Source organism: Paenarthrobacter sp. E2MeOHC11 (assembly GCF_058744955.1).
This window is the reverse complement of sequence record NZ_CP196673.1, coordinates 3,690,761-3,704,499: the sequence shown is the minus strand read 5'-3', so window position 1 is coordinate 3,704,499 and position 13,739 is coordinate 3,690,761. Positions and strand designations below refer to the sequence as shown.

Here is a 13,739-nt window from a genome sequence, read left to right as displayed (position 1 = left end):
CTCAGGGGGTGTTCTGGCTGGTTTCGTCCACAGAGAGTTGGGACTCGAACATCCGGAAGTAGCGGCCCCTCAACGCCACCAGCTCCTTGTGAGTCCCCTGCTCCGCAATCCGGCCATCTTCGAGCATGTACACGATGTCGGCCTTCTCGATGGTGGCCAAGCGGTGGCTGATGGCGATGATGGTACTGCTTCGGTCGGCGAAGAGCCTGGTGAAGATACGGTGCTCTGCCAAGGCATCTATGGCTGATGTGGGCTCGTCCATGACCATGAATGAGGCATCCCGGTAGAAGTTGCGCGCCATGGCCAGCCGCTGCCACTGCCCGCCGGACAGCCCACTGCCCTTGCGACCACGCGGGTCCTCCATCCAGTTGCTGACATGGTTTTCCAAGCCGTTGGGCAGTTTGTTGATGAACTCCATGGCTTCGGCGTCAGAGGCCGCCCGCCTGATGCGGTCATCGTTCCGGGGTTGGTCCACGTCGCCGAGGTAGATGTTTTCCGCGGCGGTGGCGAACTCGTACTTCAGGAACTCCTGGCTCAGCACAGCGAGGTGCCTGTGCCAGCTGGTGACGTCGATCCCGGCAAGATCCACGCCGTCGAGCAGTACGTGGCCGGAGTCAGGCCGGTACAGTCCCGCAAGGATACGGATCAGTGTGGACTTTCCCGCGCCGTTTTCGCCGACAATCGCAATGTGCTGGCCCGCCGTGATGGTCATCGAAATGCCCTTGATGACCTCGATGTCGCTTCCGGTATAGCTGAAGCGGATGTCGCGGAGCTCCACGGTGGTGGGCGAAATGGTCAGGGGTTTTTCGTTGCCGCTGGGAACAGGCAGGGCCATGAACAGCTCATAATCCTTGAGGTTGGCGAGGTCCTCGTCGATGGAACTCAGGGAAGAGACAAGACTGTTGGCCGTGGAAAGTGCCCGGCTCACAATCTGCTGTACGTAGAGGAACTGACCCACCGGCTGGGCCCTGGCGATGATCTGCCCGACCACCCAGATCAGGGAAACCACCTCGGCGCCATACTGCAGGGAGTCCGCAGCCAGCTGTTTGGGAATATACCGCTTCTGGAAATCCAAGCGTCGCTTCTCGTCTGCGTCCCGCAGCCGTGATCGCAGGTCCATCAGGTATCCAACAATGCCGTAGAGCCGCATCTCCGCGATGTGCTGCGGACGAAGCAGGTTCTGTTCGATCATCCGGCGTTGCCGGCGCGAATCCACTTGGGTGTTCCAGTGCGCGATCTGCTCACGCGACAGTTTGAACTGCAGATACACACTGGGCACGATGGCCACCAGAACGATGACGGCGATCCACCAACTGACCAGGACCAGCGCACCGATGGCGAGGATCACGGAGACCAGTTGGGTGAAGATTGCGGCAATCCTGTCCAGCACGCGGGCGTAGGAGTCCGAGAACCGCTTCGCGCGGTCGTAAAGGTCCACCGTTTCCTTGTCGTCGTAACGCCAAAACTCCAGCGCCAGGAAACGCTGGTACATCATGTCCCCTACGATCGCGCCCACCTTGAAGCTCATGAGCTGTTGGATGTAGCGGTCAACACTGCTGAAGGCACCCCAAAACAACCCCAGCGCAGCAGTGATGACGACGTACAGGATGGCTTGGGGACCGGCGTTGGGATCCCCCGCATAACCGGCTGCCAAGGCTGTGGTGGTCAGGGCGGCGAAGTAGGTGGTGACCAACGGAAGCGTGGCGGAGATCAACGAGCCAAGCACCTTCATGATCACCGCGACGGGTGAGGCCTTGAAGCTCACCTTCAGGACCTGCCCGACGGCGCGTGCATAGGGACGCAGCGCCAGCTTGCGGGGCGGCGTGTTGTTCAGCCGGATGGACTCCGGGTGCCGCGGTTGTGCGGGCTTTTCAGACATGCCCCCAGCCTATTCTCCCGGGCCGACAATTCCGCTTGCCCGTCAACAGCCGGTCCGTTAAAGAACTGTTCCCCGCGGAGGTCTCCGCGGGGAACAGGCGATTCTTAGCGTGAGCCGTAATTGGGGGCTTCCACTGTCATTTGGATGTCGTGCGGGTGCGATTCCTTGAGCCCGGCAGGGGTGATGCGGACGAACTTGCCGCGGGCCTTGAGCTCGGAGATGGTGGGTGCGCCCGTGTAGAACATGGTCTGGCGGAGGCCGCCAACCAACTGGTAGGCAACGGAAGCCAACGGGCCGCGGAAGGCTACGCGGCCTTCGATGCCCTCGGGGATCAGCTTGTCATCGCCAGAGACGTCGGCCTGGAAGTAACGGTCCTTGGAGTAGGACGTGTTCTTGCCGCGGGACTGCATGGCACCGAGGGAGCCCATTCCGCGGTAGCTCTTGAATTGCTTGCCGTTGACGAAGATGAGTTCGCCCGGCGATTCCTCGCAGCCAGCCAGCAGGGAGCCGAGCATCACGGTGTCGGCACCGGCGACCAGTGCCTTGCCGATGTCGCCGGAGTACTGCAGGCCGCCGTCGGCGATCAGCGGAACTCCGGCCGGGATGGCTGCCTTGGCGGATTCGTAGATAGCGGTGATCTGCGGAACGCCGACACCGGCAACAACGCGGGTGGTGCAGATGGATCCGGGGCCAACGCCTACCTTGATGCCGTCGGCGCCGGCGTCGATCAGCGCCTGGGCGCCTTCACGGGTTGCGGCCTGCCCACCGATGATGTCCACGTGGGCAGCAATCGGATCCGACTTCAGGCGGCGGATCATGTCAAGCACGCCCTGGGAGTGACCGTTGGCGGTGTCCACGAACAAAGCATCCACGCCGGCGTCGATGAGCTTCATGGCGCGCTCCCAGCCGTCGCCGAAGAAGCCGATGGCAGCACCGACGCGCAGGCGGCCTTCGTCGTCCTTGGTGGCCAGCGGGTACTGCTCAGCCTTGGTGAAGTCCTTGGTGGTGATCAGGCCCTTGAGGCGGCCCTGCTCGTCAACGAGCGGGAGCTTCTCGATCTTGTTGGTGGCCAGCTTGTGCGAGGCTTCCTCGCGGCTGATACCCACGTGCCCGGTGATGAGCGGCATCTTGGTCATGGCGTCGCTGACGCTGCGCAGCGGGAATTCCGACTCCGGAATGAAGCGGGTGTCGCGGTTGGTGACGATGCCCAGCAGGCGTCCGTCAGCATCCACGACGGGAAGGCCGGAGACGCGGTAGCGGGAACACAGTTCGTCCAGTTCCTGCAGCGTGGCCTGGGGGCCAATGGTCAGTGGGTTGGTGATCATGCCGGACTCGCTGCGCTTGACGCGGTCAACGTGCTCGGCCTGGTCATCGATGGACAGGTTGCGGTGCACCACGCCCAAACCACCCTGACGGGCCATGGCGATGGCCATGCGGGATTCGGTCACCGTGTCCATGGCAGCGGAGAGCAGCGGGGTCTGCACGGAGATGCGCTTGGAGATGCGGGACGACGTGTCCGCGTCGGACGGAATGACATCGGTGTGGCCCGGGAGCAACAGGACGTCGTCGTACGTCAGGCCGACAAAGCCAAAGGGATTGTGTTCGGGCTGGGTCATGAGTGTGCGCCTCTTACCTGGGTTCTTGGGGGCTTAACTGGTAGGGGTTGCAACTGATGACCAGCCCGTCATTACGGGACTGGCCTGTGCATCGGTACTTCGGCATGGGTACTGCGTGGGAGAAAGTGCTGCCGGGTATTGAATAAATAGTAGAACCTTCGCGCCTATCGCCATATTCCGCGACGCCCCAGTGTGAGCAACAGCACTGGCGGCAGGCCGGCGTCGCGCGTGTCGAAGCCCGGCCGCAGGCCGAACCCAACCGAAGGACGAAACTAGCCGCCGGACCATCCCGTGGCGGCCAGGAGGCGCTCTTCAAACATGGGAATCATGCTCTGCACGTACGTTTTGGTGAGGTGGTTGTCGTCCTTGTAGACATAGACGTTGCCCACCACGGCCGGACATGTCCCCTGCTCGCAGATGAAATCGCTCATGTCCATCAGGTAAAGCCGCTCCACCTTGCCCAGGTAATCGTCCAAGGGCGACGACGCCGCCAAGGACTCCTCGAGCGGGGCATTGCAGTCCGGCGAATCGGGTCCCTTCTTCTGCACGCATTCAGGCATGTTGATGCTGAACCGCGGATTGTCACGGACACCCACAACATCGATGCCGGCATCCGTGAACGGCTGGATTCCCTCGAGGTAACCGGGGACTTCCGTCTCGAAAGGCGCCGTGACGTGCGTCAGGGAAGCAACGGTGAACACGGCATCCGGCTTATGTTCCATGACATAGGCGGCACTGGCCTGGTTGAACTCGTTGCACTCCTGAGTCCGTTCAGGGGACTCTGCCCCGAACCGGCAGCTGCCCTTCAGGAGCGTGACCACTTCCCATCCATGCTGCTTGGCAATCGGGCCCAGGGCAGCCATGTACTGCTGGGCATGCGAATCGCCGAGCACCACGATTTCCTTGGTGACTTCCTCGGGCTCCTCGTTCTGCAGGCACCCTTCCAACAGAGGGTCCGACGGCACATTGTCGCCCGTGCAGAGTCCGTCGATGTCTGCCCACTCGTCCTTCATGGCAGCCGGTGCCGGGATGATCATGGCTTCCTGCGTGGGCGCGCCGACGTACTCCGGGGACAGGGCTGCGGCTCCCGGGGTCAGCTCCTTGGGCTGGTCCGCGATCGCTGCGCCTTCCGCCGCAATGGCGCCCTGCCACGCGGTGACAGGCAGCGCCAGCAGCGCACCGCAGCAGGCAATCACGACGGCGGCACGCCAGGACCGTACGTCGGGCCACTCCCAGCGGCGCATTGGTACTTCCACGTACTTGGTGGTGGCCACGGCCAGCAGCATGGAGGCGGCCATGATGCCCAGGCCCTGGAGGAGGTTGGGTGAAGTTGCCCCGGAAACCAACAGGAAGAAGACAAGGACAGGCCAATGCCAGAGATAGAGGGCATAGGAGTTATCGCCCACCAGGACCAGAGGCCGCGAGCTGAGGAGGCGATCCACGCCGAAACGGCTGCCGCTCTGTCCTGCCACGATGACCGCCGCGGCGGCGAGGGTAGGCCACAGCGCCACGAACCCCGGGAAAGAGCGATCCACGGTCAGGACCAGACCGCAGGCGAGCATGGCGGTGATCCCGGTCCACCCAAGGAAGACGCGGAGCCGGCGTCCAGGCTTCAGGTAAGGCAGGGCCAGCGCCAGCAAAGAGCCCAGGGCGAATTCCCACAGACGTGCGCGGGTATCGAAGTAGGCGTACTCCTGGTTGTTGGCGGTCTGCTCGATGGAGAAAGCAAGCGAGGCCACGAACACTGCCCCGAACGCCAAGAACAGCAATGCCCGGTGGGCAACAGCCTTCCGGCCCGGGAAAAGCCTGGCCAACTGCGGCTGCAACAAAGCAACGGCGGCGAAGACCAGCGGCCACAGAATGAACACCTGGCCTTGGACGGACAGGGACCAGAAATGCTGGAGCGGGCTGGCACCCGAATGATCCTGGGCGTAGTAGTCCACGGCCGTGTCAGCCAACTGCCAGTTCTGCCGGTACAACAGCGACGCCCACGCCTCAGCGAGGACATCCGGCCAGCGGCTCTGGGGGATGAAGGCCCAGGTGGCCGTCAGGACACCCAACAGGACCACGACGACGGCGGGCAGCAGCCGCTTGAAGACGTGGAGCCAGTGCCGCAGGAGCCGTAAGGGCTTATGGCTTTCCAGTTTGCGCGTGAACGACAACGTCAGCAGGAATGCCGAGATCAGCAGAAAGACGTCCACACCGCCGGAGACCCGGCCAAGCCAAATATGGTAGGTCGCCACCATCAGAACAGCCAGTGCGCGCAGTCCTTGGACCTCCGGACGGAAGCCGGCTTTCGACGTCGTGCGTTTCTGTCCGACGGCGGGTGCCGTTTCGGTAGCTTGAGTGTTCATCATCGCTGCCACCCGGTCGCGGCAAACCACCTTTCTTCAAACATCTCGGCCATGCTGGTCACATATGTCCTGGACAGGTGGTTGTCATCCAAGTACACGAACATGTTGCCCACCACGCTCGGACACGTGATGCCATCGCACAGCAGGTCGGTCATGTCCAGGAACGCGGCGCTGCCAAAGCTCCCCTGCACGGCAGCGAACGGGCTTTCCGTGGCGAGGACGTCGGGCTGGTCAGACTTGCAGTCAGCGCTGTCCACGCCCTTGGACAAGGCACATTCGGTGACGTTGTAGTCGTACCGCGGGTTGTCACGGATAGCCACAACCTCAATGCCGAGGTCGTTGAAGTTGGTGACCGTCTGCTCAAAGCCGTACACCAACTGCTCATCGGGCGATGACGGCGATGCCATGGTTCCCACCATGAAAACAGCGTCCGGCGCTTGGGCCGCGGCGTACTTGAAGGCGGCGGCGTTGAAGTCGTTGCAGCCGTCCTCGGCGTCGGGGTTGTCCGGCATGAAATGGCATCCGCCCAGCAAGAGGGCGGTTACCTTCCAGTGTTCGGCCTCGGCAAGGGGGCCAAGTGCGGCCAACCATTGCTGCGAGTGCGAGTCGCCCAGCACCAGGATGTCCTTGACGGCGTCGTCGTCCGCCACGGCGTTCTGCTGGCATTTATCCTGCAGCATCTTTTCGTCCGGTTTCGACCCGCCCTCGCACGGTCCTGCGAGAGTTGCCCAGTCCTCCGGCAATTGCTCAGCCGTGGGAAGGGTCTTCGCACCGTCGCTGACCAGGTCAACGTATCCGGGGACGAGTGCGTGGGCGCCAGGGTTGTCATTGAAAGCCTGCGCCTGGGCCGCTTTGAGGTCCAGGTCCTGCTTGTACTGGAACCCCAAGAGCGGCGCGCACGCCACGGCAAGGCAGGCGGCGATGGCGATGGCAGAGCGGCGGCGCTTGACCTCGGGCCATTTCCATTCACGGAACGGCTTCTCCACATACTTGGTGGTTAGGAAAGCCAACGTGAGCGCCAGCGCGATGATGGCGGTTCCCGACAACCAGCCTGCGTGGTCCTTGCCGCTCCAGGCCAGGGCGATCACCAAAATGGGCCAGTGCCACAGATAGAGGGCATAGGAGTTGTCGCCCAACCGAACCAGGAACTTTGAACTCAGGATCCTGTCCACGCCGAAGCGGCTCCCGGTCTGGCCGGCGGCAATGACGGCGACTGCCGCGAGCGTGGGCCACAGCGCAACGAATCCGGGGAACGCCGTCTGCACCTGGAGCAGGATCCCACACGTGAGCATCGCAACCACACCGATCCACCCCATGACCACTCGCACGGGCTTCGCGAAGTTCAAGCCCGGGATGATCAGTGCAAGCAAGGTACCGAGGGCGAACTCCCAGAGCCGCGCAAAGGTGTCGAAGTAGGCCACAGCCTGGTTGCTGGCAGTAAAGATCACTGAGTACGTGAGGGATATGACGAAAATGATCGCGAAAACGTAAGCGAGAGTGGCCCGGTACCGCAGGCTGAACCTGCGGCAAATAAGCGCAACGGTGGCGAAAATGACGGGCCATAAGATGAAAACCTGGCCTTGGATGGACAGGGACCAGAAGTGCTGCAGAGGACTGGCGAGGCTGTGGTCGGTTGCGTAGTAATTGACCGCCAGGCCTTGGAGGAGCCAGTTTTCGAAGTAGAACAGTGCGGCCCACGCCTGGTGGACCACCTCCACCCAGCGTGTTGGTGGGAGGAAGGCGAAGGTCGCCGCGAGCGTACTCAAGAGGACCACGACGACGGCGGGAAGCAGCCGCCGGAACAGGTGCAGCCAGTGCCGCAAGAGGTCCATGGGGCGGCCCTGCTTGTAGCGTCCGGTGAACTGCAGCGTCATGAGGAACGCTGAGATAAGGAGGAAGACGTCCACGCCTCCGGAAACCCGGCCAATCCAGATGTGGTAGCTCACCACCATGAGGACGGCGAGGGACCGAAGGCCCTGGATTTCGGGGCGGAACTTCGACTTTGCAACGGGTCCGGAAGGCCGCCTGCCGGCACGGGCAGGGGCTGGGATCGTTGGCATAGTCACGTTAGGCAGTTCCTCAAAGCTGTGGCACAAAGCATCAATCATACGCGGATTGGCGGCCCCAACCCAGTCGGGACAGCCTTCTGGACCGGCTTCCGAGGCTTAATTAGCTCAGGTCAGCCTATGGATTTTCCCAGCCCTGCCTGTGCGTGGCCTGTGCCCGGATCACCGCAAACCACACCATGCGGAACTACGCTGGAGCCGGGTCGAAGGAAGGACATCCATGATCGTGCAACTGCGCCTCTGCGTGCCTGCGGACTTGTCCGAGGCCGTGCTTGAATGCTGCTCAGGTCAAACCGGCGCCGCGGAGGTGGCACTTCACAAAGGCGCGTCCGTGGTACCGCCCGGCGACGTGATCACCGTCCAGATCGCCCGGGAATCCGCGGAAGGGCTGATCGGGCGGCTTCATGCCCTCAAGGTTCCGGACCTGGGCTCAATCTCCGTCTCGTCACCCGACTTGGTCTTGTCCAAGCGCGCCGACGACGCCGAGAAGGCAGCGCCCGGCGAATCGGCAGACGCCGTCATTTGGGACGAGGTTTCCAGGCAAACGGGCGAGGACTCAAAACTGACGTGGAGCTTCCTGGCATTCCTGGTGATTGCTACACAGTTGGCAGCGATCGGAATTGTGACCGATTCAACGATCGCAATTGTGGGTGCCATGGTGGTTGGGCCGGAGTTTGGACCCCTTGCCGCGTTGGCGGTGGGACTGGTGGAACGGAAGTGGCGATTGGTACGGGCCTCGCTGCTCGCCCTTGCTGTTGGCTTTCCCCTGTCCATGGTGGTCACCGCAATTGCCGCATGGTTGTCCGTACCCCTTGGGTTGTTTCCGGACGACACGCTCGAGCGCGGATCCGCCGTCGAGTTCATTTACCATCCGGGCCCATACTCGCTGATAGTGGCTGCACTCGCGGGCGGGGCGGGAATGCTCTCCATGATCACGCATCGATCCTCAGCGCTGGTGGGTGTCTTCATTTCCGTCACTACTGTTCCGGCTGCCGGCTATGTTGCCGTCGCCCTGGTGCTGGGTGAATACAGCAAAGCGGCAGGATCAGCCATGCAGCTGGCACTCAACCTGGTAGGAATCGTGTCAGCTGCAGCTGCTGTGTTGCTGTTCTACCGGCTCGTCGGCAAGCGGGTCTCCCTGGCCCGGCGACCATCCGCCTCAGGACGACGCGCTGACATGGGCCGACGCTCCTTCGCCAACCGGCGGGCCAGGTAGCGGGCATCGCGGGCAACTCCGGGAAGTGTTGCCGACGCGGCAGCGAACAGGAACTCCTGGCCGATGAAGTACACGCCTGGAACGTCGTTGGCCACTCCCCTGGTCTGCCTCGGCTCACCTCGATCGTCGAACACCGGCAGCTTCACCCACGAGTAATCCTCGTGATAGCCCGTGCACCAGATAACGTTTGCGGCCTCGACCCGTGTCCCATCATCCAAGACCGGCAAACCGTGTGAAACCCCCTCCAATCTGGGGCCAAGCTGGACTCCGGCGGCCGCCAGGTCCTTGGTCTTTGTCCTGATCAGCGGGGCAGCCATGCTCTTAAAACCCGGAGCTGCCTTTCGTCCGATGGGCGTGTTGAGCGTGAGGACATGGACACCAAGGAATTTGACGACCGGCAAGGCAAAACGCGCCGCTGTCCGGCCGTGGCGCATCGGCATCTCGCCACTGGGCTTGCCGGCAAGCACAGTGTGATGGGATCGCCCGAGCTCAAACGCGATCTCCGCCCCGGAGTTTCCCAGGCCGACCACCAGCACAGTTCCAGCCTGCAGTTGACCCGGGTTCTTGTAGTCCTGTGAATGCAGCTGGACAATCGCTTGATCCAGCTCTCCCGCGAAGGGTGGCTGCTTCGGAATACGGTGTCCGCCCGTGGCAATCACCACGTTGCGGGCGTGCCAGGTGCGGTCCCCTGCCCGGACTGCGAAAACATCGCCGTCGGCTACGATTTCGTCCACACGGGTGCTTGGAACGAAGGGTAGGTCGAAGCGGCGTACATAGTCCTCCAAGTAATCGGCCAACTGATCCTTGGTTGGGAAAGCCAGGCGGTCGCCGGGGAATGGACTGCCCGGAAGGCCGTCATACTTGGCGGGTGTGAAGAGTTTGAGGGAGTCCCACCGCTGCCGCCAGGCCTCCCCCGGCCTCTTGTATTGATCCAGGATCAGGAAGTCCCGCCCTTCCCGGGCCAGCCAGAACCCGAGCGCGAGCCCGGCCTGGCCACCTCCCACGATCACGGTGTCCATTTCTGTGTCCTGATGCGCTTCCATGGCTGTTCCCCTTCCATCTGTGGTGCTGCCTGGGTGCTGATACAGCCAAGATATTGCTGCGGACTCCGCCACCGCGTCGGCCGAATTGCGCATACCAGGAGCCGGGGCATGGGTATTCCTACCCACCAACTGAGGGAAATTCAGCGAATCAGGCCGTGCTCAAAGGCGTAGCTGGTGGCAGCCGCCCTGGACGGCACAGCGAGCTTGGAAAAGATATTGCTCAGGTGCCGGGCCACGGTTTTCTCGCTGAGATACAGCTCGCGTGCAATCGCTTTGTTCGCCAGGCCACCGGCGACGAGCCGCAGGACTTCCACTTCCCGCACCGTCAGTGAGGACGGGTCCTTGGGTTTGTGACCGGCAAGTTCCAAGACTTCGGCCGCTGCCGGGGTTGCCCCCAGATCAGCGAATTCAGCTGTGGCCGCCTCGTACTCCATGGCCGCGGAGTCCACATCGCCCAATGCTGCGCACGCCCGGCCGGCAAGGACCCGGCATCGTGCAGCCTGATAGGGGGCTTCCAAGCTGTACCAAATCCGCCAAGCCCTCCTCGATGCTTGAAGCGAGCCCGCGGGATCGCCCTCGGCAAGCAGCACATGGGCTGAGGCCAGGGAAGCAAACGCCAACTCCAAGGGCCGGCTTTCACTGTGCAACGGTGCAGACAACTCATCTGAGGCGGCCCTTGCGGCGGCCACGTCTCCTGCGGCAAGCTCGATGTCCACGACGGCGGGGAGCAGCCGGCGACGGTTGGCCGGATCCGCGCCGGACAACGCCCGGCGCATGGTGTTTTTCGCCTGTGCCGTTTTGTGCTGGACCAGGTGGAGGTACGCGATTCCCGGGACGGGTTCGAAGCCTGTCTCTGCAGCCTTTGCATAGGCACGACCTGCGTCGTCCAACCACCCCGTCAGACGAAGAACTTCGCCCTGCTGGTACCAGCTGCCGAAGGTGGCATCCGGGTCACCCTTCCTGATCCGCCCCTCGGCCGCCCGTGCAACGGACAGGGCTTCGTCCCAGGCACCATGGAGGATGAGCAACTCTGCACGGTTTGCCTGGCACTGGCCACTGAACATCACCATGTCCGGACGTTCGCCGCACCACCGTTCCAGTGCGGCCGTCCACTCCTGGGCCCTGTGGACGTCCTGGGCCAGGCGGCAACTTCCCAGAACGGCGCAGTAGATGATTCCCGCAGGTATGGGAGAGACTTCTCCGGAAGTCACCGACACCATGACCTCGTCAAGGAGTTCCAGCCCCTCATCCATGCGTCCAAGTGAAACCCGTGAGGTGCCCACTCCGAGCATTCCCATCGCTTGGAGATCGCGGTCATGGAGGAGGGTGCCAATCTCCAATGCCCTGCCGAACACACCGTGCCCGGCTTCAGGGTCGCCCGCCCTCAGCAAACCCAGTCCGGCAGGAATGAGGAGGTAGCCTTCCGCGGAACTGGGGCCGGCCAGGCCCTCAAGCAAATGCTTCGCGCGGGCCAACCATCCTTGTCCGAGTGCCTGCTCGCCCATGTCCATGAGGAACATGACCAACCAAGCGGCGCATCGCGCTGCACTGTTCGCGTCACCCATGGTCAGGTATTCGTCGTGCGCCCGGGTCAGATACTGCACACTCTCCGTGTTCAGTCCGAGCAGCATGGCCACCGAAGCAACCAGCTCAATGTCCTGGGGAGGCAGTCCGCCTTCGGCGTCCGCGCGGACAAGGCAATCAAGGGCATCACTCCAGCGGCGTTCGGAGTATGCCGAGCGTCCCAGGTCCAAGTCTGTATCCGGAGCTGTCATGGCTCACCCTGCGGGTGGTGGCGGCCCGGTTGGTACCCAAGCCGCAGCGTTTAGCGTCAGGTTACCGCCGCCGTCGAACGCCGACAATAGCGTCGCCGCGCCGCAGGTGACGACAAAAAACCCCGGTCACCAACGTGACCGGGGTTCCTTGGACAGGCTGCTAGTGGCTGTGGCCTGCGTGTGCGTCTTCTTCCTCAGCCGGCTTCTCGACAACCAGGGTCTCGGTGGTGAGAACCAAGGCAGCGATGGAAGCGGCGTTGCGGAGAGCGGAACGTGTGACCTTGACGGGGTCGATCACGCCAGCGGCGATCAGGTCCTCGTACTCGCCGGACTTGGCGTTGAAACCGTGGTTGGCTTCCAGCTCGGAAACCTTGGCAACAACCACGAAGCCGTCGAAGCCGGCGTTCTGGGCGATCCAACGCAGCGGCTGGATCAGGGCGCGGCGGACGATGCCCACAGCTGCTGCTGCGTCACCTTCCAGTGCCTTGACGGCCGGGGACTCGTCCAGTGCCTTGAGGGCGTGGATGAGGGCGGAACCGCCGCCGGAGACGATGCCTTCTTCGAGGGCTGCGCGCGTGGAGGAAACAGCGTCCTCGATGCGGTGCTTCTTTTCCTTCAGCTCAACCTCGGTGGCTGCGCCTACCTTGATCACGCCGATGCCGCCGGCCAGCTTGGCCAGGCGTTCCTGCAGCTTTTCCTTGTCCCAGTCGGAGTCCGTCCGGGTGAGCTCAGCACGCAGCTGTGCTACGCGGTCGGCGACGTCCTGGGCCGTACCGGCTCCGTCCACGATGGTGGTGTTGTCCTTGGTTACCGTGATGCGGCGCGCGGTACCGAGTACTTCGAGGCCAACGGTGTCCAGTGTCAGGCCGAGGTCCGGGGAAACAACCTGGGCGCCCGTAAGCGTGGCGATGTCCTGGAGCATGGCCTTGCGGCGGTCGCCGAAGCCCGGAGCCTTGACGGCAACAACATTGAGCGTGCCGCGGATGCGGTTGACGATCAGCGTGGAAAGGGCTTCGCCTTCGATGTCTTCAGCAATGATGAAGAGCGGCTTGTTGGCCTGCAGGGCCTTCTCCAGAAGCGGCAGGAAGTCCTGCAGCGAGGAGATTTTGCCCTGGTTGATCAGGATGAGGGCGTCTTCGAGGACGGCTTCCTGGCGCTCTGCGTCGGTGACGAAGTACGGGGACAGGTAGCCCTTGTCGAACTGCATGCCTTCGGTCAGAACCAGCTCGGTCTGCGTGGTGGAGGACTCTTCAATGGTGATGACACCGTCCTTGCCAACCTTGCCGAACGCTTCGGCGAGGAGCTCGCCGACCTCGTCGCTCTGCGCGGAGATGGCTGCAACGCTGGCAACCTGGGTGCCTTCGACTTCGCGGGCGTTCTCCAGGAGGCGGGCGGCGATGGCTTCAACGGAAACCTCGATGCCGCGCTTGATCTCGCCCGGAGCGGCGCCGGCAGCAACGTTGCGCAGGCCTTCCTTGACCAGGGCCTGGGCAAGCACGGTGGCTGTGGTGGTGCCGTCGCCGGCGACATCGTTGGTCTTGGTGGCTACTTCCTTGGCCAGCTGGGCGCCAAGGTTCTCGTAGGGGTCGTCAAGCTCAACTTCGCGGGCGATGGTGACGCCGTCGTTGGTGATCGTGGGAGCGCCCCACTTCTTGTCCAGCACGACGTTGCGGCCGCGCGGGCCAAGCGTCACCTTGACAGTGTTGGCGAGCTTGTCGATACCGGCCTCAAGAGACCGGCGGGCAGCATCGTTAAAAGCAAGCTGCTTTGCCATGGTTGTGTCCTTTCAA

8 protein-coding genes are annotated in these 13,739 nt (G+C 63.0%); 1 reads left to right on the top strand and 7 read right to left on the bottom strand.

What is annotated here, in order from left to right; translation table 11 throughout:
* Position 1 precedes the first annotated feature (1 nt).
* From ACSSVG_RS17225 to ACSSVG_RS17210, 4 genes are all read right to left on the bottom strand, one after another.
* Entirely contained in the window at positions 2-1,879 is a 1,878-nt protein-coding gene (locus ACSSVG_RS17225; RefSeq protein ID WP_492415724.1) for an ABC transporter ATP-binding protein, read from the bottom strand.
* 104 nt (positions 1,880-1,983) lie between these two features.
* The gene (gene guaB / locus ACSSVG_RS17220) at positions 1,984-3,495 is read right to left on the bottom strand and encodes an IMP dehydrogenase (RefSeq protein ID WP_253468657.1); all 1,512 of its coding nucleotides are present in this window, start codon (positions 3,493-3,495) and stop codon (positions 1,984-1,986) included.
* A 272-nt stretch (positions 3,496-3,767) separates the two neighbouring features.
* A complete protein-coding gene (locus tag ACSSVG_RS17215) occupies positions 3,768-5,852 on the bottom strand; it encodes an acyltransferase family protein (RefSeq protein ID WP_492415723.1) in 2,085 nt (694 codons plus the stop codon).
* Positions 5,849-7,909 carry an acyltransferase family protein gene (locus ACSSVG_RS17210; RefSeq protein ID WP_492419235.1) on the bottom strand — a complete coding sequence of 687 codons (2,061 nt, stop codon included), beginning with the start codon at positions 7,907-7,909 and terminating at the stop codon, positions 5,849-5,851. Before ACSSVG_RS17210 ends, ACSSVG_RS17215 begins: the two co-directional genes overlap by 4 nt.
* 226 nt (positions 7,910-8,135) lie before the next feature.
* On the opposite strand from ACSSVG_RS17210, the gene ACSSVG_RS17205 reads away from it, so the two are divergent.
* Entirely contained in the window at positions 8,136-9,131 is a 996-nt protein-coding gene (locus tag ACSSVG_RS17205; RefSeq protein ID WP_231339540.1) for a DUF389 domain-containing protein, read from the top strand.
* Here ACSSVG_RS17205 and ACSSVG_RS17200 read toward each other — a convergent pair.
* From ACSSVG_RS17200 to groL, 3 genes are all read right to left on the bottom strand, one after another.
* Entirely contained in the window at positions 9,026-10,174 is a 1,149-nt protein-coding gene (locus tag ACSSVG_RS17200; protein ID WP_492415722.1) for a flavin-containing monooxygenase, read from the bottom strand. The two genes, ACSSVG_RS17205 and ACSSVG_RS17200, sit on opposite strands and share 106 nt — an antisense overlap.
* Before the next feature lie 140 nt (positions 10,175-10,314).
* Positions 10,315-11,949 (bottom strand): response regulator transcription factor, encoded by a 1,635-nt coding sequence (locus tag ACSSVG_RS17195; RefSeq protein WP_231339538.1) that lies wholly within the window; start codon positions 11,947-11,949, stop codon positions 10,315-10,317.
* A 160-nt stretch (positions 11,950-12,109) separates the two neighbouring features.
* Positions 12,110-13,723 (bottom strand): chaperonin GroEL, encoded by a 1,614-nt coding sequence (gene groL, locus ACSSVG_RS17190; protein ID WP_231339537.1) that lies wholly within the window; start codon positions 13,721-13,723, stop codon positions 12,110-12,112.
* Positions 13,724-13,739: the final 16 nt, after the last annotated feature.

Excerpts from the sequence above, each read along its gene's own strand:
- ACSSVG_RS17205 (WP_231339540.1), top strand. The coding sequence starts at position 8,136 with ATGATCGTGCAACTGCGCCTCTGCGTGCCTGCGGACTTGTCCGAGGCC.
- groL (WP_231339537.1), bottom strand. The coding sequence starts at position 13,723 with ATGGCAAAGCAGCTTGCTTTTAACGATGCTGCCCGCCGGTCTCTTGAG.
- guaB (WP_253468657.1), bottom strand. The coding sequence starts at position 3,495 with ATGACCCAGCCCGAACACAATCCCTTTGGCTTTGTCGGCCTGACGTAC.
- ACSSVG_RS17210 (WP_492419235.1), bottom strand. The coding sequence starts at position 7,909 with ATGCCAACGATCCCAGCCCCTGCCCGTGCCGGCAGGCGGCCTTCCGGA.
- ACSSVG_RS17195 (WP_231339538.1), bottom strand. The coding sequence starts at position 11,949 with ATGACAGCTCCGGATACAGACTTGGACCTGGGACGCTCGGCATACTCC.
- ACSSVG_RS17200 (WP_492415722.1), bottom strand. The coding sequence starts at position 10,174 with ATGGAAGCGCATCAGGACACAGAAATGGACACCGTGATCGTGGGAGGT.
- ACSSVG_RS17215 (WP_492415723.1), bottom strand. The coding sequence starts at position 5,852 with ATGATGAACACTCAAGCTACCGAAACGGCACCCGCCGTCGGACAGAAA.
- ACSSVG_RS17225 (WP_492415724.1), bottom strand. The coding sequence starts at position 1,879 with ATGTCTGAAAAGCCCGCACAACCGCGGCACCCGGAGTCCATCCGGCTG.